This window comes from Pseudoalteromonas umbrosa (assembly GCF_030125375.1).
GTDB lineage: Bacteria > Pseudomonadota > Gammaproteobacteria > Enterobacterales > Alteromonadaceae > Pseudoalteromonas > Pseudoalteromonas umbrosa.
On record NZ_JASJUU010000001.1, the window covers coordinates 468064 to 491031 of the forward strand.

19 protein-coding genes are annotated in these 22968 nt (G+C 41.5%); 12 read left to right on the forward strand and 7 right to left on the reverse strand.

The genetic code is table 11. The annotated features are described in order from the left end of the window. The first annotated feature begins 112 nt into the window (after window positions 1-112). On the forward strand, window positions 113-718 hold the full coding sequence (locus QNM16_RS02040) for a hypothetical protein (protein WP_284018931.1): 606 nt from the start codon (window positions 113-115) through the stop codon (window positions 716-718). A 57-nt stretch (window positions 719-775) separates the two neighbouring features. Here the strand turns inward: QNM16_RS02040 and QNM16_RS02045 are convergent, their stop codons facing one another. Then, window positions 776-1249, reverse strand: a complete 474-nt coding sequence (locus QNM16_RS02045) for a hypothetical protein (protein WP_284018932.1) — start codon at window positions 1247-1249, stop codon at window positions 776-778. A gap of 374 nt (window positions 1250-1623) precedes the next feature. Here QNM16_RS02045 and QNM16_RS02050 point away from each other — a divergent pair, with 374 nt between their 5' ends. Continuing rightward, complete coding sequence (locus tag QNM16_RS02050; RefSeq protein WP_284018933.1) at window positions 1624-5454, forward strand: procyclic acidic repetitive family protein; 3831 nt, start codon at window positions 1624-1626, stop codon at window positions 5452-5454. A gap of 182 nt (window positions 5455-5636) precedes the next feature. Next, a complete protein-coding gene (locus QNM16_RS02055) occupies window positions 5637-6137 on the forward strand; it encodes a GNAT family N-acetyltransferase (RefSeq protein WP_284018934.1) in 501 nt (166 codons plus the stop codon). Window positions 6138-6208: 71 nt separating this feature from the next. On the opposite strand, the gene QNM16_RS02060 is transcribed toward QNM16_RS02055, so the two are convergent. Together QNM16_RS02060 and QNM16_RS02065 are read right to left on the reverse strand one after the other, a co-directional pair. After that, entirely contained in the window at window positions 6209-6751 is a 543-nt protein-coding gene (locus QNM16_RS02060; RefSeq protein ID WP_284018935.1) for a redoxin domain-containing protein, read from the reverse strand. A gap of 11 nt (window positions 6752-6762) precedes the next feature. After that, window positions 6763-7344, reverse strand: a complete 582-nt coding sequence (locus QNM16_RS02065) for an NAD(P)H-dependent oxidoreductase (protein WP_284018936.1) — start codon at window positions 7342-7344, stop codon at window positions 6763-6765. A 118-nt stretch (window positions 7345-7462) separates the two neighbouring features. Here QNM16_RS02065 and QNM16_RS02070 point away from each other — a divergent pair, with 118 nt between their 5' ends. Further along, window positions 7463-7825 (forward strand): winged helix-turn-helix transcriptional regulator, encoded by a 363-nt coding sequence (locus QNM16_RS02070; RefSeq protein ID WP_284018937.1) that lies wholly within the window; start codon window positions 7463-7465, stop codon window positions 7823-7825. A gap of 72 nt (window positions 7826-7897) precedes the next feature. Here the strand turns inward: QNM16_RS02070 and QNM16_RS02075 are convergent, their stop codons facing one another. Continuing rightward, complete coding sequence (locus tag QNM16_RS02075; RefSeq protein ID WP_284018938.1) at window positions 7898-8566, reverse strand: helix-turn-helix domain-containing protein; 669 nt, start codon at window positions 8564-8566, stop codon at window positions 7898-7900. A 517-nt stretch (window positions 8567-9083) separates the two neighbouring features. On the opposite strand from QNM16_RS02075, the gene QNM16_RS02080 reads away from it, so the two are divergent. The 4 genes from QNM16_RS02080 (at window position 9084) to QNM16_RS02095 (ending at window position 15186) form a co-directional block, all read left to right on the forward strand. After that, entirely contained in the window at window positions 9084-9983 is a 900-nt protein-coding gene (locus QNM16_RS02080) for a sulfite exporter TauE/SafE family protein (protein WP_284018939.1), read from the forward strand. 80 nt (window positions 9984-10063) lie between these two features. Then, on the forward strand, window positions 10064-10720 hold the full coding sequence (locus QNM16_RS02085) for a TetR/AcrR family transcriptional regulator (RefSeq protein ID WP_284018940.1): 657 nt from the start codon (window positions 10064-10066) through the stop codon (window positions 10718-10720). Then, window positions 10704-12053, forward strand: a complete 1350-nt coding sequence (locus QNM16_RS02090) for an HlyD family secretion protein (protein ID WP_284018941.1) — start codon at window positions 10704-10706, stop codon at window positions 12051-12053. Before QNM16_RS02085 ends, QNM16_RS02090 begins: the two co-directional genes overlap by 17 nt. A gap of 1 nt (window position 12054) precedes the next feature. Further along, window positions 12055-15186: an efflux RND transporter permease subunit gene (locus QNM16_RS02095; protein WP_284018942.1), complete on the forward strand. Its 3132-nt coding sequence runs from the start codon at window positions 12055-12057 to the stop codon at window positions 15184-15186. Between the two features lie 202 nt (window positions 15187-15388). Here QNM16_RS02095 and QNM16_RS02100 read toward each other — a convergent pair whose 3' ends face one another. Genes QNM16_RS02100 through QNM16_RS02110 form a run of 3 tightly spaced genes read right to left on the reverse strand, consistent with a single transcriptional unit; the run spans window position 15389 to window position 17550 of the window. After that, a complete protein-coding gene (locus tag QNM16_RS02100) occupies window positions 15389-16618 on the reverse strand; it encodes an NAD(P)/FAD-dependent oxidoreductase (protein WP_284018943.1) in 1230 nt (409 codons plus the stop codon). Window positions 16619-16628: 10 nt separating this feature from the next. Continuing rightward, window positions 16629-16952 carry a 2Fe-2S iron-sulfur cluster-binding protein gene (locus QNM16_RS02105; protein WP_284018944.1) on the reverse strand — a complete coding sequence of 108 codons (324 nt, stop codon included), beginning with the start codon at window positions 16950-16952 and terminating at the stop codon, window positions 16629-16631. A gap of 7 nt (window positions 16953-16959) precedes the next feature. Beyond that, window positions 16960-17550 carry a carboxymuconolactone decarboxylase family protein gene (locus QNM16_RS02110; RefSeq protein WP_237136848.1) on the reverse strand — a complete coding sequence of 197 codons (591 nt, stop codon included), beginning with the start codon at window positions 17548-17550 and terminating at the stop codon, window positions 16960-16962. A 285-nt stretch (window positions 17551-17835) separates the two neighbouring features. Between QNM16_RS02110 and QNM16_RS02115 the strand changes: the two genes are divergently transcribed. Genes QNM16_RS02115 through QNM16_RS02130 form a run of 4 tightly spaced genes read left to right on the forward strand, consistent with a single transcriptional unit; the run spans window position 17836 to window position 22868 of the window. Continuing rightward, on the forward strand, window positions 17836-18912 hold the full coding sequence (locus QNM16_RS02115; RefSeq protein ID WP_284018945.1) for an alpha/beta fold hydrolase: 1077 nt from the start codon (window positions 17836-17838) through the stop codon (window positions 18910-18912). After that, complete coding sequence (locus tag QNM16_RS02120; RefSeq protein WP_284018946.1) at window positions 18909-20129, forward strand: NAD(P)/FAD-dependent oxidoreductase; 1221 nt, start codon at window positions 18909-18911, stop codon at window positions 20127-20129. The genes QNM16_RS02115 and QNM16_RS02120 overlap by 4 nt, the downstream gene beginning before the upstream one ends. A gap of 40 nt (window positions 20130-20169) precedes the next feature. After that, window positions 20170-21312, forward strand: a complete 1143-nt coding sequence (locus QNM16_RS02125; RefSeq protein WP_284018947.1) for an acyl-CoA dehydrogenase family protein — start codon at window positions 20170-20172, stop codon at window positions 21310-21312. Next, the gene (locus QNM16_RS02130; RefSeq protein WP_284018948.1) at window positions 21309-22868 is read left to right on the forward strand and encodes an amino acid adenylation domain-containing protein; all 1560 of its coding nucleotides are present in this window, start codon (window positions 21309-21311) and stop codon (window positions 22866-22868) included. The genes QNM16_RS02125 and QNM16_RS02130 overlap by 4 nt, the downstream gene beginning before the upstream one ends. Window positions 22869-22968 lie beyond the last annotated feature (100 nt).

Consider the following 22968-nt stretch of genomic DNA (forward strand, 5'->3'; position numbering starts at 1 on the left):
AAATACGCAATCCTAACCTGCTTATATTATCATTCATCTTATGTTTATAATAAGTGTGTATCCTTTAGCGAAAATAAAAAAATAAACAGGATTTACAATGATAAAGAACACGATGTTTGCGCTTTTACTTACTCTACCATTTATATCCAATGCGAATATTTCAATAAAAACGGCAAGTGGAACTAATAAAGAAATAAAAATAGAAAATACCTTAAATAAACTCATTGATGAATATGATATTAAGCAGTGGCTTTATACAAGCAAAGTATTAGTCAATGAAAAGGCAAGGGTGCCTCACAGTCATCCAGTACTTACAATGAATACGGCAAGGCCTTATTTAGAAAGTGATATAAGAGTGCTTTCTACGTTTCTTCATGAACAATTTCACTGGCATGTGGTTTTAAATGGAAAAGGCAGTATTGATGAGTTCCGCGGTGCGATAAAAAGAGAGTTTCCGGTTGTTGAATATAAAAGGCCGATGGGAAGCGGAGATGAAGGGGGCACACTGTCACACTTAATCGTCTGTTATTTAGAATACCGAGCGATGGCCTCATTAATTGGTGAGCGTGAAGCAAGAGCATTGCTTGAAAGCAACCCTTATTATACTTGGATATACAAAACAATTTTGAATCAAGATAACCACTCCAAATTAGATAAATTAGTGGAAGAACTAAACCTCACTATTTTTAACCAAGACAAAAATGTTAAACGAATTTAACTGGACGAAATCTCTTTAATAGTTATGCGATTTAGTACAAAACTAAATCGCATAGCGTTAATTCAGAGATTGTTGATAATAAGACTTTGTTTGCTCTAGTGTATGTTTGAGGATATGACTAAGAGATGCGGGGCTTTCGAAAGCTTGAATTGGTAGCTGAGAAAGCAGCGTTTTTAGCGGATCTGTTGTATCGGACAAGCGCTTTTCAACGTCTATAAAGTTGATTTGATCTTTGCTCGTAAAGCGCAGTTTACTTGGGTCTACACATCCTCTTTTACAGGTGCCATGTAGCTTTTTGCTGCAGTGACACAAGGCTTGTTTATTAACAAGGCCGCCACTTTCTTGTATCGCTTGCCCTGAAGGGAGTATTGCGTTCATAGCCCAGTTTGCAGTATGTGTGGCTATATCTCCAGCAATAGTCGCTTTATGCGTGCCTGGGTATGTAAATGTTGGTTTGACTACCAGTGCCTCTTTAAAGCATTCAGAAATCGTTTTTTGACAATGTATCCACTGATTAGGTTTAAAGGCCACAGCTGCTGAGTTTCATATTGCGCTATGACTGCTACTAACTTCCCTTGATTAAAAGCGTTTGTCATTTGCTTAGAGCTTTTTTATGAACAAAGTAACAATAAATCAAATACGACAAATATTTAGACAAAAGTGAAAGCAAAGGTGTGACATAACAAATGATTTAATTTAAACATTGGTCTCAATTTGTGATTTGGAGATATGAACATGTTTATTGCAGGTGTTTTTTGCTGCCATTTAGAGTGTTTTTTTTCTTCTTCGTTGCAAATGTATTCTTTTTGTTTTGTTTTGATGTTTATTTTGTAGTATCTTGCGGCTGTCGCAATAATGCGTACAAATCAAGGGTTTTACAGGAAATATAAATTTTTGAGCGAAATATGTACATAAAACAAAATTATAAAATGCCTATTTTGGCTTTAACATTATCATCGCTGATTTTGACTGGATGTGGTGGTTCAAGTTCAAGTGAACAGGGAAAACTGAGTACCCCAGCTGAAGAAGTTGATCAAGTATCACCAGCTCCGGAACCAGCTTCGGAATCAGCACCAACACCGGAAGCAACACCGGAACCAGCTCCAGAGCCATTAACGCTCACAGTGGATGGGCCGTCAGAGGTGCTTGAGAAAACCGACTTTATCTTGGCATTGGCTGTTGAAGGCGAAGGAACAGTTGAATCAGTTAACTGGACACATGATTCAAGCCTGAATTTGGTTATGAGTAAAGAGAGTGACCACAGTGTTAAATTGTCAGTGCCTGATATCAATCAAGATCATACAGTTAGTTTTACTGTCTCTGCAGTAAGTGACTCAGAGCAAAAAATTGAACATGTTCATTCAGTTACATTAAAAAGAATAACCAATAGCCTTGTTGTAGAAGGAGTCGTAACTGATAGTCCGATCCAGCATGCTCAAGTTAAATTGTTGGTAGGTGGTTCTAGTGTCGAAGTTGAAGCAAATGAGCTTGGTGAGTACACCGCAGCACTTGAGGTTGATGAAAGTGAAATAGGTGAAATGCTTAAGTTGGTTGCTGTGGGATCTAGTTCACAACCAGAAGTTGAGTTCGTTTCTCAGCTTGGCACTTTTGCATCTCTTCAGGAGCAAGCAGGCGATGATGCTATTTTATCAAAGAACGAGAATTTTTCGGTTAATGTGACCAATGTGACAACGGCTGAGTATGCACTTTTACAGCGAGCAGATGTTGAAATTGTCGATGATGAAAGTTTGAATGAAGCGTTATTGTCGATAGATGGCGACACTTTGTTAGACCTTGCGACAGTTATCAAAGTCATCGTGGACTCTGAAGAATATAGTCTACCTGAAGGGGTCTCATCTACGTTGGAGCTAGTAAACAATGAGCAGCAAACTGAGATGTTTAAAGCTGCGCTTAAAGCAAATAACCCTTCGTATTTTGAGCAAGTTAAAGAGCAAATATTAGATGACGACAACCTAACATCTAAAGACTTAACAGCTCTTCAGGGAGACTTTTTATTATATCATCCTAAATATCATAACCATTATGCTTATCATTTATCTTTGGATGAGAGCGGTCAAGGCCAGTTTGTTGCTCAAAATTCGGTGGAAGTGACCAACGTCAGCTATGTAGATGAAAAGTATGTTGTTGAATTGGCTGAACCAGCAATATTTTACCGCTCTGAGCGATACAAGCGTGGTGATAATAACGAAATAATCATTGGTGATGATAATAACCCTGTAAATGTGCAAATCTCTTGGAAGTCGTCAAAGCTGTCTCTAAAAGTATTACATGTGAATCAAGGTGTTAATACTGTTGAGTTAAATACATATGCAGAAGAATATGTTGATGATGTATTAAACTCAGCTGCTGATTTAAACACAAAGAACACATTTAGGTTATTAGATAAGAAGTTTGCTCAGTCACTGACACGCGAAGAGTTTGTTGGTAAAACATGGTTAATCGACGCAGACAGAAAAAATTTCAGCGTACCAGATCAAGTGGTTAATCGTTACGTATTTAATGAAGATGGTACGGCAACGATAGAGGGGCAAGGTGGGAATGTTGTTTGGGAGTTAGATGGCAACTCACTGGTAATTGACCACAAAAATGAAGAAACTGAGTTCAGTACTCAGTATTGGCTTACAAAATCTATTGCTTCAGGGTTTTACATCGTTGCGAAAGAACGACAACTTGAAGAGGGCGTTGTGACCAATTCAGTATCTCTACTGGGTACTATGTTCCCAAAAAAACCTGATTTAAATGTAACAGAAGACCAGCTGGTTGGTAAATGGACAGGCTTTATTGGTCGTACGCAGAGATTGCACGATTTACGAGTTTTTCCTGACTTAAACGTCAAAGTTGGGGTTGCAGAGTTAACACCTTACGCTCACGGGAAGCTAGAAAATAACCGCTTTTATCGTAAGTGGTATAGAAACACCACAGACTATGGTACATGTTATGAGTTAAACCCAAACTGCCAACTATCTGCACTTATGGAGTATGAGTTCTTATCTTTAGAAGACAATAATTACGTTGTATATAGGAAAGTAGTAGAATCTCCGGGAACGGAATATCAAAATGTCTCTTATGCAGGTTTGTTTCACTATCATTATACTCCCGAAAATGAATACAGCGCATTTAACTCTATAATGCTTGGTGGGAATACGACATTTTTCGTAGAGTCTGAAATTGGCGGCATTCCAAAAATTGATATTCGTACTGATGATAACGATGACTATATAATTGCGCTCAATGGAGTTGACTACCCAATGTCCATTGTTGATGGTTACTTGCAATATACAGTTGAAGGCATTGTTAATCGTATTTCTTTGTTGAACGAATCTGATGATCATATAGAAGTATGTGTATTCGAAGCTGCACAAGGTTGCCAAGATCACAACAAACAGGTTTGGTTTTACAAACCTGAAGCTTTACCTCGTAAAATTAGCTATTTCTTTGACAAAAGAGATGTTGACTCAGCTCACTATACTGTAGAGCAAAGGTGGGATGGCACTGTCGAATTCAAAGAATCTTCTGCTTTTGGGCTTAACATGAATGCTGAAGTTGTTGGTAGTAAAATCATTCTTACAGTGGGGCAAGATGCATATACTCCCGAGCATGCGTTTGAAAGGATTGATAGAGTAGAAATTGAAGACGCTGGTGAAAAGTTCAAGCTAACTATTACTAGGAATAGTTACGATTTTGGTCAGATACAGAGCGCTTGGACTACTGATGAGCTAAAAGATAAAGTTGATGCCCGCAATGGTATCCAAATTTTGCCAGAGAATATGATTGGTCAATGGTCAGTACCAGACTATGTCTTGCACACCTATCACTTTGAAGATGGAACAGGGTACAAAGTTAATAATGTTGACTACCAGAGAAAAGATTTTACTTGGTCGATAGACGGAGGGAATGTACTGAATCTCGTCTACAACTATGATCTTGTAGAGCGAATTACTGTTGTTGACGATATCGATGTAGGGTATCAATTTATTATGGAGTCTGGTAATACACACCCATATTCGAGCTTCAGCTATGGCATATCTGATTGGATGATAAAACATCAGCCAATTCAATTTTCACAAGATGATTATGTGGGACGTTGGTTGAGATTAAGGCTTGCACCTGAAGGCCCTCAGCTTACTGCTGCCATGGAAGTATATGACGATATGACTGTTCATCATGGTACTGAGACTGCAGCATTGCAAGGTTATTATGATAATGGGCAGCTCATTCTAGGGCATTATTATGACCACCAACTTGGACGCTATGTGAGACAGTGCGAAGACCGTTCTCAATGCACAATTTATGACGAGTATGTCTACACACCAATCGCGCAGAGTGGCTCTTTAATTTATTTTACAGGGGCAAATAGAGTTGAAAGCGGTGCACATGAGTTTTTTATAATGCGCAAACAAGAGAGACCTTTTGAGGATGGCTTTACTCATATCCATACTAGTTTTAATTTAATTGATGAAAACAATAATTCATGGGTGGGGCATGGGGACGGCTTCAAGGGCTTTTTGACAATACCACTTAGAGGTGAATTTGAGTTTGAGATCTACAATGGAAAAATCTACCTAACACTAGATGATGGGCATGATTATGTTATCGAAATTGTACCCCAGAGTAACACAGTCGAAGGTATCTCTTTTTGTATGTATCAAACGGAGTTTGCTTGTACACCAGAGAACGTGATTCGATTACGTTATCAAAGTTCCTACCTCAACTAGAGTTACGGGCACTTTCTTGATATTAAAGCGCTATTTATTTTTAAATAGCGCTTTTTTAATTTGTTTTGTGCCATAAAAACACTTACCTACCTGAGCGCAATAGAATAAGCTGGAGTTTATATGCAATCTGTAGCTAGAAAGTGACTACCAAAAACAGTGAATAATTAAAGGAGTATTATAACGTGGTTCAATATAGATTAGCTAACCCCTCAGAGCTTCAAACATTAAAATCATTTTTGTGGCAATATGGCCCCAATGAATGGAACTACCTTACTCAAGAAGGTGTTGATGAAGAGTTTACGCTAATTGAACAGCGTGATGCTGAGGTGCTTGTTGCGCTAAATGATGAGCAAATTGTTGGCTTTGCTGTTTTGATAAATGGCAATGTAAGTCCTGACTACCTAAGTCAATATTATTGCTTAGATAATATGGCGTTTATAGGTGATGTGGTGGTGTCGCCAAATCACAGTGGTAAAGGCATTGCTACCCAGCTTTTACGTAACTGTATTGATTTGGCAAAGGATAAAGGAGTTGGATCTGTATTAATTGAACGTCATGAAGAAAACTTAGCGTCAGCTGGTATGATGGAAAAAGCTGGGTTTTCTGTGATTGATACTTTTTATGATCCAAAAAAGCGCGCAACAGGCTCGCAAAAGAGCGTGATATTGTCTGTTACGCTCTAAAGCCTTTATTATAACAACAGCAGTACTGGAGTTTGATACGTGCTGCTGTATTGCTCCAAGCCATAGTAGTCTTAACGGTGCATGCCGCGAACTGGGTAGTTGTTTTCAGGGTTTCTGATCCAAGTAAGTCCGTTGACAAGCGCGGTAAGTTCGGGTCTTACAAATGGGTTGTTTGATATATCGATAACTTGAATATTCCCATCGGCGTTAACCACAAAAAGACCAGGTTCAGCAAAGGGGTGATCGGTTTCTTGTTCTGAGCGAGGATCGGAAATATACAAACCAAGCTCCTTCATTTGGGCAAGCGTTAAACCGTAAGCAATATCAAATTGAACGCCTAATTGAAGCTGATGCTCAGCCAGTTGTGTTTGGCTATCGCCTGAGACCGCAATCACGTCTACGTTAATAGCAGTAAGGTTTGCAATGTGACTTTCTAATTGATTTAGGTACTTTGTACATAAGGGACAATGCTTCCCTCGATAAACTAAAATAAGTTGCCAATCAAAACCAAGCCTTGGCTGTCCTAGCGTAGCAGTTTGACCAGTTGGTAAGGTGACGGGCAGTTTTGGAAATTCGCTGCCTGCATGGAGTTTGTTTGTATATTGCTGAGACATGGCTTTATCTTTTAAAAGTGCTTATTGATATGTGTTGTAAAAAGGGCTAAATCATTTTCAATATCTTCATTTTTCATCACATCAAAGCAAGCGAATGTGGGCAAAGCAGTTAAGTTGAAGAATTTAAAGTTCATATGCATTGGAAAGAGTAGATCATCCACTGACTTTCCATCAAAAAACTCAGCAGTATTATTAAATGCCTGCTTTGGGGCGTTTAATGTAATCGACATCATATATTTTTTACCTTTAAGTACACCGCCACTGCCATAGCCCTCAGTAGGTGTTGATGCACTGCGCCCATCTCCTTGGCATAGTGTGCCCGCCATACCTGCTGTATAGACTTCATCCATATACTTTTTAAATGACCATGTAACGCCCATCCAGTTAATTGGGGATTGAAAGATTATGGCGTCAGCCCATTGATGCAGAGCGAGTTGCTGTTCGACATCTATGTTTTCTTGCATGGTCACAATATGTGTTTTATATCCTTTGTTTTGGAGTAACGTAACCGCTGTATCGACGAGCGTTGCATTAAGCTTCCCTTCAGAAAATGGATAATACTGATGCCCATTGATGACTAAAATATTGCTCATGACCTCTTCCTAACTTGTTTGTATATTAATCAGGTTGTTTTAGGTGTAGTTTAGGAACCTGAAATTGAATGACAACTAGTATGCTTTTAGTAACCTAGTTTTTGCGGTGGTATTAAACTTGAAAAGTTCAATAAAAACAGATAGTAAAGGGCGTAAAAAAGTTTTAAATATGTGTGATGAGCCCTGTGCAATTGAAAAAGGAATGCGATTGATCGGCGGAAAGTGGAAGGGATCAATTATTTATCATCTAAAAGATGAGCCTGTACGTTTTAATGACTTAACGCGGATGCTAGGTGGAGCGACTAAAAAGATGGTTGACCAAAGGCTCAAAGAATTGGAACAAGAGGGAATGGTTATTCGCAAGGTGATTAGTGATAGGCCAGTTGCCGTCACTTATGAGTTGACTGAATTCGGACGCTCAGCACTTGATATTCTTGAATCGCTCAGAGTGTGGTCAGAGTCCAATAATATTAAAATTTGAATGTGGAGTTCACATTCATTTGGCAACAAAGACCTGAAGCCAAATGAATATAATTATGTTGGTAACTATATTTTAGCTAAATCCCAACTCTTTACTGAGTGCCATTGCCGCTGAGCGATTGGGGGCATTGAGCTTTTCTAAGATTTTAGCGACATGATTTTTTACCGTGTACTGACTGATGCCAAGGATCATGCCGATTTCTCCATTTGTTTTTCCAGATGAGATCCAGTCGAGCACCTCTTTTTCTCTGTTAGTAAGTGATTGTATGGGGGAGCGTATTGATTTATCAGATTGATAGCGAGAAATTTGTGCCTTATGTAAGTATGGTAAAATTAACTCTATCAAATATGAGGCTGGCGCTGTGCGATTAGAACGCATATTGTTAAATGCAACCAGTGTTAGAAAATTTGAATTTGGATTATCTAAATCATAAATGGAGATATCTGATAATGGGTTTCTATCCTTGCATAAACTCTTTAGTAAGTTGATATTCCGAAATTTTTTAACTCGTGCTATCGTCAAGAGGTCATCTTTAAATTCTTCAGGGAAAGAGTGCGAAAACTCCGCTTTAACTTCTAAGCTGGTTTTGTCCACCAAGGATATATACAGCTCGTTAGGTTCTGCAAATGACATCGCTTCTTGAAAAACCATTTCATCCAATGAACGTTCAATGATTGACGTTTTTAGCAACTCAATTGCTTTTAGTACGCTCGAAAGCTCTTTTGTGCAGCCCAAAAACATATGCATTCTCCTTTACAAATACGATTTCGATAGGCGTATCAACTTGGTCTGTTACCCAGCAAGTTTGATTTTCATGTGACGGTGCCTATTTAATTAATCGAGCGATTAATTAAACATGAACGGCTAATTGATATCAACGAAAAGTGAATGAAATGTGTGGTAAATAAGTGTAAAAAATTAAAAAAATATGTTTTACGAACGAGTTTACCCTTATAAATTTTTTTATATGACTTCTCTGCGGTTGCTTTTTGACCAGAGTTAAGGTTTTTAACTATATGTTTAGTTTGATTTTTTTTACGTTTCGTGGGGGGTTTATGTCTTTTCTTATTTGTCAAGTTGATCCAAATCAACTGACGCTGCGTAAAATAAAAGTTTTTTATTTGTTACTTTTATGAGTTACAAGATTAAGTGAAATTCACAACGAATACGTAGTCGAACATGGTCCAATCAGACTATTCGCAGCACTTATTCCTCTTTGATAAACTGCAAGTTAAGATTGCAGGGACAAGAAATAGTTATGATTGATAAGTTAAGACGGCCATCAACTTGGCCGCTGTATTTTACATTGCTTATATACGTATCCTTGATTTGGGTGCAAGGGTTGTCTAGTGCAATGTTACAAGTATTGCAAGAAATAGAGATTGCCGTGACAATGGCATTGGGCTCGTTTGTAGCAGGTGGCACAGCCTTGGGTGGCGGAGCGGTGGCCTTTCCTGTAATGACTAAGGTGCTAGATATTGAGCCCAGTACGGCGAAAGTCTTTTCATTGGCTATTCAAAGTTTTGGTATGACAGCAGCAACAATCACTATTTTATGCCGTCGGATTCCCATTTATACCAATTTAGTTTTGCTTGCACTGCCAATGTCTGCATTGGGCGTTATTATAAGCCTACTTTATGTTGCGCCGATTGCCCCGCGATTGCTAGTTAAATCGATTTTTAGTTTCTTACTTTTATGTTTTGCAATCACCATGTTACTGCGCTGGTGGAGAAAAGCGCATCACCAGCCTAGTGATCAAAGAATACAGCCTAGCAGGCTTCGCTTTATGTTGGTGGCATTTATCGGAGGCATTGCAAGTGGTTTAGTTGGGTCTGGATCTGATATTGCGTTATTTGCCCTCTTGGTGATTGCTTATAATGCGGACATCAAGAAAGCGACAGCAACTTCTGTCGTGGTTATGGCGTTTACCTCATTAGTTGGTAGTGTAATGAATGCGTGGTATTTAGAAGCCATTACGCCACAGATTGAGAGCTATTTGCTGGCTGCAATTCCTATTGTCGTGGTGGGCGCACCTTTAGGAGCCTATGTTTGCTCTAAAGTAAAAGTCGGTCAATTGGTGAGTTTTTTATTGTTGCTTATTCTATTAGAAATTTCTTTTACAAGTTACGAGTTGTACTCTGGTAATGTATTGGGTTGAATAAAGTTTAAACATTTATTTGACTGTTGGCTGTACTTTTTATTTAATTAACCAGTTGATTAAAAAAATAAGAAGCTAAGATGGAACTAGATACCAATAAAAAATCCACGCGGGGCCGTCCGGTCTGTGAGTTGAAGCAGGCCGAGCAGAAAGCTAAGCTTATATTAGCTGCAAAGCTTTTACTCAATGACAAGTCATATAGCCAAATTACCATACGAGATATCGCCTCTGAGGCAAATATCAACTCTGCCATGATTAAATATTACTTTGGTGGTAAAGAAAATTTATTTGTGGCACTCATACAGTCAATAGCGGATGAGCAGTTTTCTCAATTTGAAGACTTACCAGCGCAATCAAAGCCTGTGTATCAATTTATTTTGCGTTTTGGTGAAGTCTTGCAAACGCATCCCGGATTTGTGCACCTTTTGAGTGAAGAGGTTCTCAATAAAACAACTCCGCTAACAGAGGCGTTTATGGCTTCTTTCCCAGCTCGCGTATCCAAATTTTTACCTCCGCTTATACAGCAAGAAGCTGGTATAGCGGACGGTGTCAAAGCTAAATTAGCAGCTTTTCAGCTCATAACACTTATTGTCTCTCCCTATATTTTGAAAACTTTGCGTCAACAAGCGTGGCAAATTGATGATACTGAGATCCAAGGTGAGCGATGGGCAAAGGATTTATACCAGCATTTCATTTACGGACTGAAGGAGAGTGACATCAATGAGGTGGAATTTTAGGGCAAAGAAAAACTTACCTATTGCTGTGTTGTTGGGCGTAGTGCTCGTTGCAATGGTGGTTAAGTTGACATCAACGACCAAACACAGTGGGGCCCACTCGGTAGGGCAAAGCGCGCAATACCAAGCGTTAAGTATGAAAGCGATCAGGCCGCAAATTGTTGGATATGGCAAAGTGACGCCGAATATTCAACTGAGCAGTCTTGCGCAAGTCTCTGGTGAGGTTACTTTTATACACCCTGCGCTTAAAAAAGGCGAAATTTTCAAACAGGGGACGTTACTACTAGAGATTGACGACAGCGATTATCAATTGCAGTTGGCCAAATCAGAGGCTAGTTTGGCAGCTGCCGATGTGGAACTTGCGGCAAAGCAGACAGCGATAAAAAACAACCAACTCGATATTAAGCTCAGTAAGCATAAGTTAAAAATCGCGGATGCAGAGTATGCTCGATTGAAGCGATTGTTTGTCAGTGCTAGTGTGTCGCAGAATGAACTCGATAGGGCACAACAAAGTGTGCTCGTGCAACAGCAAGACTTGCAACGGAATTTGAATCAATCGCGCTTATTGCCTCTCGAGGTAAAGGCACTGCAAGCTCAGGTTAAAAAGGCCAGTGCAGATGTCAACAAAGCTAAGCTTGATATTAAGCGCACTAAAGTGCATCTACCTTTCAATGGCCGTATTCATCAGGTGCATGTTGAGCGAGGGCAGCTCGTAACAAAAGGGGCGAATCTTTTTAGTGCTAGTGACCTTAAAAAAGTATTGATAAACGCTCAGTACACCTATCAAACATTTAATCAGTTTTCAGGATTTTTCAAGCAATTACCTAATTTACAAACTATCTCAGAGGAGGGGATGGCGTCTTATTTAAAAGCGCAAGGTTTGGAAGCCAAGATAGAAATATTAGCTCAGCCGGGAGTTTACTGGCCTGCAACAATTGAACGATTGAGTGATGAAATAGACCCTCAAAGCCAAACAGTGGGTGTTGTCGTTTCGATTACAGATAGTTATAAGCAAATTAAACTGGGTGAAAAGCCACCTTTGCTCGCAGGTATGCGCGCCAAAGTAACTTTGTCAGCTGGCGAGCGAACATTTGTGGTGATCCCAAGACACTTTGTCAGAGATGGGCATGCACTATTAGCAGATAAAGAGGACAAATTAACCAAGTTACCTATATATGGTGCTATCAAACAAGGAGACAGCTTTTTATTTGATGATCCTGAACTGGACGGTGCGAGACTCATTACAACCGATTTATTTCCAGCTATTTCGGGTACGCAGTTAAATTTAACATCACCTACCATACTTAGTGATGCTACTTCATCGGAGCGGCATTAATATGATACGTTTTTTTATTGCTCATCCAACGGCTGCCAATATTTTAATGCTCCTCTTTTTGGCAATTGGCTTATTCAGTTTGCCACAAATAAAACGAGAAACACTTCCTCAGATAGAGACTTACCAAATCGATATCATGGTGCCTTACCCAGGGGCTACCGCAGAGAACGTTGAGCAAAAAATTTGCTTAAGCTTAGAAAGGGCACTTGATGGTATCAGCTTTTTAGAAGAACGCCATTGCGTAGCGAGGCAAAACTTAGGGCAAATGACAGTAAAAATGTTTGAGCAAGGTGACTTCGAGCAGTTTACAACGGATGTCAAAAACGCCATAGATACTATTGATGACTTCCCCACACAAATTGAACAATGGACAATTAAAGAACGAGGCAGAACACAAGAGGTTGTGAGCATTGCATTGAGTTCGGTTACTACTGATTTAACACGTGTTGAGCTAAAAGAACTGGCTGAAAAAATTAAACAGCGCCTTCTTCGTGATCCAAATATCCCGATTGTCGAAATTAATGACTTTTCAAAGCATCAACTCAGAGTTAGTGCATCGCAGGAAGTATTGCGTCAATATGGTTTAAGTATGGAAGAGCTTGGCCAGCGTGTGTCAGGGCAAAACATAGAGTTGCCGCTGGGTACACTTAATACTGAGTATTCAGATACTCAAATTAGGCTAATGGATGAAAGGAAAGACATTACATCTCTTGGTGAATTGGTTGTGGCGTCGGGCTCTCAGGGTAATGATGTCACGGTCGCTGAATTAGGCCGTGTTGAGAACACGTTTGAAAAAGACGAAAAGCGCATATACTACGATGGCCATCAAGCGGCAATTTTGACAGTAAAAAAGAACTCTGTAGATGATAGTTTACGAGTACTTAAAGCAACCGAACATGCTTTACAGGAAATAAGAGCTGACCTACCTGATAGTGTATTGCTGACTTTAACGAACGATAATACCAGCTTGGTTAAAGATCGCATCTCTTTGCTGATCAGCAATGCATGGCAAGGGTTATTGCTAGTATTTGGCGTGATGTGGCTGTTTTTTTCCTTTAAATATGCTTTTTGGGTGGTGATGGGATTGCCCGTTTCATTTTTGGCGAGTTTCTTTTTGATGCTGCACTTTGGTGTGTCTATTAACATGCTTTCCATGGTCGCACTGCTATTAGCGCTTGGGATTTTGATGGATGATGCCATTGTGATTGCTGAGTCTATCGGCACTAAAATTGAGCAAGGCTTAGCGGTTCAAGAAGCCGTTTTAAAAGGCACGCTTGTTGTACTACCGGGCGTATTGTCCTCTTTTGTAACAACGTTGTGTATTTTCATTGGGCTGGTATTTATTGAAGGGAATTTAGGACAGATCCTCAAAGTGATCCCCATCGTACTGATTTCGGTGATCACAGTATCTTTGATTGAAGCCTTTTTGATTTTACCCAATCATTTGTCTCACGCACTGCAATCTAAAAGCAAGCAAAACGTTTTGTCTATAAAAGTGGCTCAGATCCGCAGTCGCTTTGAAACAAAATTTAGACAGTGGAATGATGGGATATTGAATTTAAATCATCGCCTCATCAAATACAGATACTTAGTGATTGGTTCTGTGGTTGCCTGTTTCTTATTTTCGCTAAGTATGTTGATTTCTGGGACCTTAAAATTTACTGCTTTTCCCGATATTGACGGAGATGTATTACAAGGGCGACTCTTGATGCCAAACGGCACGCCTTTTGAGGTTACAAAGCAAACAATGGGCAAAATTGAAGCTGCCCTTAAGCGCGCCAATGAAAAACTCAGTGAAGATGAAGAGTCTGAATTAGTCCGGGCGATGACTGTCACTTATGGAGAAAATCCAGACTATCAAGATCAAGGCGCCAACCTCGCTTATATCTCTGTTGACCTACTCAGTGCGGAGCAACGTCATACAACTATTCAGGCTTTTTCTGACCTGTGGCGTTCAGAGCTCGGTGAATTGCCGGAGGCAATGACACTCTCATTTAAAGAACCCAAGCTAGGTCCTCAAGGGCGAGCAATTGATGTACGTTTGATGGGAGAAGACACCACAGCGCTTGCCCATGCTGCGCAAGAGCTAAAGTCATGGTTAAAAGGATATGAAGGGGTACAGAATATTACAGACAATCTTCGTCCAGGAAAGCCAGAGTACACCCTAACGCTAAAACCTGGCACATTAGATTTAGGCATCAATTCACGGATGATTGCGAGTCAATTAAGACCTGCTTTTCAGGGCACTAAACTATTAGAAACTCATATAGGCTTAGAGGATTACGAAGTAACAGTGAAACTTAGCAAGGAGAGTATGAATGAATATAGTGACTTTGATAATTTCCCAATTATTCATCCTGCCACCCGTGTCGCTATTCCGCTGTCTGCATTGGTTAATATTGAGCAAACACGTGGCTTTGCGGTGATTAATCGCTTTGATAGCTTGACCAGTGTATCTGTATACGCTGATGTGGATAGTGAGCTGAATACGGCATCAGCCGTGGTGGGGGATTTAAAGAAGCAATTTCTCAACGATTTACCATTGCGTTACCCAACATTGATTTACAGCATTGAAGGTGAGGTTAAAAATGCGGGGATCACACAAGCTTCAATGCGAAGAGCGATGTTACTGGGGATGATTGGGATTTTCTTGTTATTAGCTTTGCAGTTTCATAGCTACATTGAGCCTATTATTGTTATGGTTTCTATCCCATTCGCCATGATTGGCGTGATCTGGGGCCATTTTATTATGGGTATAAACTTTTCGATGCCGTCATTGATGGGCTTTATTTCATTGGCCGGCATTGTAGTCAATGACTCAATACTGTTAGTTCAATTTGTGAAAAGTCGAGTGAAGCAGGGCATGAATGTACATGATGCGGCGGCTGTGGCTAGTCATGACAGGTTCCGTGCTGTGGTGTTGACGTCAGTAACTACGGTTGCGGGGATGACGCCTTTACTGTTTGAAACCAGCTTGCAGGCACAAATTTTAATACCTCTGGCAACCAGTATCGTATTTGGTATTATCACGTCCACTTGTTTAGTTTTATTAGTATTACCTTGTCTTTATAGCATTCTAGAAGACTTTGGCGTAGCAAAACCACATACATCTCATGAGTCAGTACACGCATGAGAAACCTCGCATGCTATCAGCGTGTGATAAAGCATTTACACGCTGATACTTGTGCTCAGTTCTATAAAATTACCTAAGTGAGGTTTCGGTAAATCAACATAGCAACTCATTTAACGTCGACATAAAAAAAGAGCCCGATTAGGGCTCTTTTGGACTTTCACGCTTGGGGTGTGCGCCGTTTTATGTGAGTCGGTTTGTCGAGTCAGCTCAATTGGGCCAACGCTTTAAAAAGGTCAATATCTGTGTTACTGAGCAATGCTTTTGGCACATCAATCTTGTTAGCAATGATTTTTTTGGCTGCCATAAATTCTTTTGCGCAGTTGATACAGTCAGCTGCAATGATTTTGCCTTGTTTTAAGTACCATAGAGATAGAGCTTTATTGTCTTTTTGACGTAAAACAGTTTCATCGTAGCCATGATTAAGGCCTGCAATTTGAATTTTGCAATCAAATTGATCTGACCAAAACCAAGGTACTGCTGTGACGGGTTTGTATTTTCCACAGATGGTAGCGGCTGCGGTTTTTGCCTGCTCTAGAGCATTGGGTACAGACTCAATGCGTGTTGCAAGGCCGCTGTGATGCTCGATACCTATGGTGCAATCTCCTGCGGCATAAATGTTCATGTCAGTGGTTTGGCAAAGCTCATTTATTACAATGCCGCTATGTTCGACTAACAATCCAGCCTCTTGTGCAAGTTCGGTGTTGGTTTGGGCACCTATCCCAACAATCACGATGTCTGCGGGAATAACTTTGTCTTCACACAATACGGTGCTGACAGCATCCTTACCTTGAAATGCCACCACATTTGTCTGTGTGAAAATTTTAATGCCATTGCTTTTATGTAGATTGTGATAAAACGCGGAAATACGCTTTGCCGTGACGCGGGCAAGTAACCGAGATTCGCGTTCTATAATGGTGACGTCATGGCCCATTTTTTTAAGCACTGCGGCGGTTTCTAGGCCAATGTAGCCACCTCCGACCATCACGATACGCTTTTTAGTATTTTTTACATCAATAGCAAGAGAGAGTTTTTCTATGTCTTTTAAGGTTTTTATGTAAAAAATATTGTTTAACTGTGCCCCCATGCAGTCCACAGTCCTTGCGCGACTGCCGGTGCAAATGAGCAGTTTGTCATAACTGAGATGTTCGCCATTATGTAGTTCAATACTTTGCTGCGCAGGCTCGATACGTTTTACGCGGGTTTTTAACCTAATGTCGACGTCGTCTTTTTTATACGCACCTTGAGGACGGATCAGCAGTTTTTCCGCAGTTACCTGATTTTGTAAATATGTTTTTGACAGTGGCGGGCGGTGATAGGGCAGGCTGTCTTCATCGGTCAGCAGTACTATCTGCCCTGTCCATCCTTCTTTGCGTAAACTGGTGGATGCTTGTGCACCTGCATGACCACCGCCGATAATGACACACCTTTGCATATTAAACTCCTTAATATTGTGACTCTGGCAGGTGAACTTGCAAACCATGATGCTCATCAGAGACTAGTACTTGGCAGCTTAGCCTGCTCAAGTCTGTAGGCTCTGAGACCATCTCTAACATATCACTCTCACTAGTGTCTGGTGCGGCAATTTTTCCCTGCCAATCCGCCGTTAAATAGCAGTGGCAAGTAGCGCAGCTACCAGAACCGCCACATTCAGCTTCAATGCCCTCGACCATATTTTCCATGGCCGCTTGCATCAAAGATGTGCCAATTGGTACATCGACCTTGGTTTCGTTTCCTGCAAAATCTACAAATGTAATCTCAGGCATCATGTTGTCCTTATACGGTGAATTTAGTGATTTGATTGATCTCGTCAAGAATGGCAGCTGGGTCTGCCTCTAATTGACTGTCCATCGCTGTATTCCAGCGATTTAAGAAGCCGCAAATAGCCACAACAGCAGCGATCTCAATGACTGCCTGTTCAGAGTAATACTTGCCGAGCTCTTCATAGTGCGACTTTTCTAAATGTGCAGGTGAAGTACTGCAAGCAAAAGCAAATCGCAGTGCAGCGCGCTCGGCTTGGTCATAAAGCACATTGGTTTCAAATTCAAAGGCTGCCAAGACCTTCGCTTTGTTGACATTGACGCGGCTGGCAATATGTGAAAAGTGTCCTTGGCAGTACTGACAGCCTGCAGCATTGCTACTAATGGTTGCGATGGCCCACTTGAGTTCATTGTCAATGTGTTCAAATTTGCTCAGGCAACCAAATAGCTGGCCAAACGCCTGCGCCAGCATAGGGTTTTTCGCCATGGTAAGGATCCCGTTTGGAATAAATCCAAGGTTGTTCTCTATGGCTTGATAAATTGGTTCCAAATGCGGCGTTGATTCTCGATTGACTGGTTTAACCAAATGGTTATTACCCTGTTTCATATATCCTTGCTTCCTTCTTAGTGATAGTCCCAACAAGGTAATTTTTTTATATCGACCTGCCTATAGTCCGTTCGGACCAAATGGATAGTCCACAGGAGCTATGTTCGAAAAACCACGATAGCGATAAAGTTTTTACAGACGAACGAGCAGGGCATTGAGCACCCGTTCAAGGCCGATAGAGTCAAGAGCCTATAGAAAACAAGCCTGAGGATACGGATAAACATTGAGGTGTTTAGAGTGTTTGTTGCAGGTCAACAATATTGCCAGACTAGATAGGAAACTAGGATGATTGAAGAACTTATTGAATTTATAAATCAAGATTTACTGGAAGGGGCGGCGCCCGATCTGGATCAACATACACCGCTTTTGGAGCTTGGGATTTTAAACTCATTATCTATGGTGAGGTTGCTGGCACATGTTGATCAGCGCTACGGTGCAAAAATTCCTGAGCATGACATTACTCCAGTGCATTTTGAAAATATAGAAACCTTATGTGCATTAATAACAGCATTAAGTTCAGAGGATAAAGCGCAAGTACAAGAAGCCACATCTGAACTAGATCGTTTGGTTAAATTACAAGAAAGCTATGGTATCAAGAGTGAACTTGTTCCAGCAGGTAGCGGCTTCAAGCAGCATACTTTGCGTGTAAAAGGGGATGGTCCTCTATGGATTTTATTGCCAGCGCTTGGCAACCCTTCTACTTCTTGGTCCTCTACATTGCGCTCTGTACAAGGGCGTCATAATGCGGTTGCGTTGGATTTAGCGGGATTTGGCTTAAGCGAAAGTGCTAACGACGCGCCTTCTTATGTGGACCACGTTGAATACACACTACAGTACTTGGAAACGTTGGAAGAGCAAGAGTGGGTGTTGGTAGCAAACTCTGCAGGCAGCATGATTGCAACTGAAATCGCCAGACGTTATCCAGACAAAGTAAAAGCACTGGTGTGTACCGGCTTTGGCTTAGTGGAAGATGTGGATAACTGGTGGGGAGATTTGAAAAAAATGTCTGCTAACCCTGAGCAGTTCTTAGCGGCTGCCTATTATCATCCACCGAAAATGACCCCCGCGCTTGAAGACTTATTGAATGATGTCTTATCGCGTCCTGCGTACCACACCTTTTTAGATGATTATGCCAAAAAGTCGATGGCGACGACTTTTGATAACGTCACCGTACCGACACTGTTTGTCGCGGGTAACCATGACCAAATCATTCCGCCTGAATGGAGCGAAAAAGCGGCTGAGCAACTTGAGAATGCCACCGTTACGCGACTGTCAAGATGTGGTCATTTCTCAGCATCTGAGCGCCCTGAAGAGTTTGTTTGGGTTGTTGAAGATTTCTTAACTAAGGTGGAAATGGCATGAGCGCATTTAAAAGTTACGACGTAGTCATTATCGGTAGTGGTCCTGCAGGCAGTCTTTGTGGTATTGAGTGTCGCAAAAAGGGTCTATCCGTATTATGTATCGAAAAAGATGAGTTTCCACGTTTTCACATCGGTGAATCCCTAACCGGTAATGCGGGTCAGATCATAAGAGACTTGGGCCTTGCAGATGAAATGAATGCGGCAGGGTTTCCTGACAAACCTGGCGTGAATGTGATTGGTTCTCTATCTAAAAATGAGTTTTTTATTCCCATTCTTGCGCCTACGTGGCAGGTGAGACGCAGTGACTTTGACAATATGTTAAAGCGCAAAGCCCTTGAGTATGGAGTGGAATATCAACAAGGCTTAGTAAAAGATGTTATTAAACATGAAGGCAAAGTGGTTGGTGCTATTTACAAAGCCGATGGTATGGAGCACCAAGTGCGCTCTAAAGTACTGGTGGATGCCAGTGGTCAAAATACCTTTTTATCGAGAAAAGGAATTGCTGGTAAACGTGAAATTGAGTTCTTTTCGCAGCAGATTGCTTCTTTTGCTCATTACACAGGAGTTGAGCGTGATTTACCGCCATTTTCGACAAACACCACTATTTTATACTCGAAGCAGTATCACTGGTCATGGATCATCCCAATCTCACCAGATACAGACAGCTTAGGCATAGTGATCCCCAAAGATCTCTATTACAAAGAGTGTAAAAACCCAGACGATGCCATTGAGTGGGGCATGGAAAATATTAGCCCTGAGATCCGACGCCGCTTCCAAAATGCAGAGCGTGTTGGTGAATCACAATCGATGGCCGACTTCTCTTATCGTATAGAACCATTTGTTGGCGATGGTTGGTTGTGTATTGGTGATGCACATCGCTTTTTAGACCCTATCTTTTCTTATGGCGTTTCGTTTGCCATGAAAGAGGGGATCCGCGCAGCAGATGCCATTAAGCAAGCGATAGACGGCAATGATTGGAAAACCCCATTTTATGCTTATCGAGACTGGAGCAATGGCGGGCAGCAAATCGCAGCTGACCTGATCCGTTACTTCTGGATTTACCCAATCTTTTTTGGCTACCAGATGCAAAATCCGGACTTACGCGATGAAGTGATTCGTTTGCTTGGTGGCTGTTGCTTTGATTGTGAAGGTTGGAAAGCCCCAACCATTTTTAGAAATGCCATCGAAGAGTACGACCGTAAGCAAATGGTAGGTTAGGGAAAGCATTGCGCTTTTCCTTCGAAGGGAAGGATTGATTATGAACTTTGAGTGGAATGAGGATCAGCTCGAGTTATTTGAGCATGCACTGAGCTTTGCTAAGGACTTAGATTTTTCTAAGTTTCCGCAAGGCGAGTTTCCGATGGAAGCGTGGCGTGCTCTCGGCGAATTTGGTTATTTTGGATTACCAATAGATGCTAAATACTCATCAGCTGGTAGTGGCTTTGATATTTTAACAACCGTGAAAGTCTTAGAAGGTTTAGGTCAAGGATGTACGGACACAGGTATTTTATTTGCCGGTGCAGCACATACCTTTGCCTGTGCGATGCCCATTTATGAGCATGGTAGTGAGCAACTAAAGCAAAAGTTACTGCCTTTGCTTGCCAGTGGCGAAAAGATTGCGGCAAACGCGATATCGGAAGCTGAAGCAGGCTCTGATATCGGCAAGTTGACAACCAAAGCTTGGCGTGACGGTGATTATTACGTTATCAAAGGCGCCAAATCTTATGTCACAAACGGCAGTGTCGCAGACTATTTTGTACTATATGCGACTACGAATGAGAAGTTTGGTTATCTTGGCCAAACTGCGTTTGTTGTACCAGCAGATTTACCCGGTATTGATGTTGGCAACAGTTATAAAAAATTGGGCCTAAACTCAGCGCAACTTAATCAAGTATTCTTCGACGAAGTCAAAGTGCATAAAGATTACGTACTTGGAAGTGAAGGGCAAGGCGCACGTATTTTTGCTGCCTCCATGGATTGGGAACGCTGCTGCTTATTTGCCCTGTTCATTGGTGTGATGCAAAGAGACCTTGAGCGCTGTATTGATTATGCCAATACACGTAAGCAGGGCGACAAAACAATCAGCAAATTTCAAGCTGTTTCGCACCGCATTGCAGATATGGAAGTGCGCCTACAAAGCGCCAGACTGCTGTTGTACTTTGCTGCTTGGCAAAAGTCACAGAATGTCGACAACACCAAAGCAGTGGCATCAAGCAAATTAGCCATCAGTGAAGCCTTTGTGCAATCTGGCATAGATTCAATTCGAGTGCACGGTGCGCTGGGGTATTTGCAAGAAAGCGGCGTGGATTCAAGCATTCGTGACGCACTTGGATCAGTCTTGTTTTCTGGCACCTCTGACATTCAACGTGAACTTATCTGCAATAGGTTGGGCCTGCTATGAACATACTCAGTGATGTTTTACTCAAAGGATTATGTGTTGGTGGCGATAGTGCATTGGCTGTTGCTGACAACAATGAGTCATATAGTTATGGCGATTTATCTCTTGCGGTGACACAAATTGCCGTGCTGTTGCAAAGCAAAGGTATCAGATCTGGGGATAGAGTGGGGATCTGGGCTGACAAGTCATGTCGTGCATTGGCTGCGATGTTAGCAGTGTCCAAACTCGGTGCTGTCTATGTACCGATTGATCCCATGAACCCGATGGTTCGAGTCGACATTATCCGCAGTGATTGTGCCATGAAAGCTCTGTTCACGACTCAGGCCAAATTTGCGCAGTACCATGAAACGCGCGCCGAGGGGTGCCATTTTATTGTACTTGATAGTGAGGGTGAGTTTAGTGTCCAAGCGGCACAGGCAAGTGAGTTAAATCCAGTAAGTCACTGGTGTGATGTGCTTGCGTGTCAGCCATCAAGACTGAAAAGTGATGTCATGCCCGCTGGAGATGATTTAGCGTATATGTTGTATACCTCTGGGTCGACGGGCGTGCCAAAAGGCGTTCGGATCAGCCATACTAATGCCCTCGCATTTGTAAAATGGGTGATTGAGAAAATAAAACCCGTCGCCTCGGATCGATTCTCGAACCATGCACCGTGGCATTTTGATTTATCGGTTTTGGACATTTATGTGGCTTTGGCATGTGGAGCCAGTGTGCACCTTGTATCAGAGCTAGATAGTTATGTCCCTCAGAAACTGGTTAATTTTATTGCTGAGCGTCAAATCACTATTTGGTATTCAGTACCAACTGCCTTGGCCATGATGATGAATGCTGATACACAGTTTGGGCAAAAGTGTAAGCAGCTTCATACCATTATCTTTGCGGGCGAAGCGTTTGAGGTGAAGTCTCTTAAAGCGTTACGTACCCAATTTCCTCTGAGTGATTTATTCAATTTTTATGGCCCTACAGAAACGAATGTATGTAGTTATTACAAAGTACCAGAAGTTGTGCCTGATGAGCTACCGATTGGATATGCGGCAAGTGGGGCACGCATCAAAATCTGTGACCAAGATGGTCATGATATAGCGCTTGGGCAGCAGGGGTTTATCACTGTGATTGGTCCCACTGTATTCGATGGTTACTGGGGTAAAGGCTTACGTCAAGAAAAGGCATACAACACCGGGGATATTGGTTATATCAATGAACTGGGTGAGCTTATGTATGTTGGCCGCCAAGATCATATGGTGAAAGTAAAGGGGTACCGAGTGCACCTTGGCGAAGTGGAACGCGCGCTTTATCAACACCAAGAAATCAAAGAGTGCTTGGTGGTGTTAGATGAGCAGAAAAACCTCGTTGCGCACGTGGCTACCGCTGGGATTAAGCCACCGTCGTTGCTGACGTTAAAAATGCATTGTGCCAAACGATTGCCAAAATATATGTTGCCCGAGCAAATCGTGTATTGGGAAGCGCTTCCGCGCAATCGTAACGGCAAATTATCGCGTCGAAGCTTATCAGAAACCCGCCCACATCAAGCCAGTCATACGGCACAAAGTGGTGCGTAACCTGTTTACAGCAAAGTAAACATTAACCTCGAAGTTGCAAACAGCTCAGGCACTTAGCCTCATTCATTATGGCAACGCAATGCAACTTCTTGCTATACAC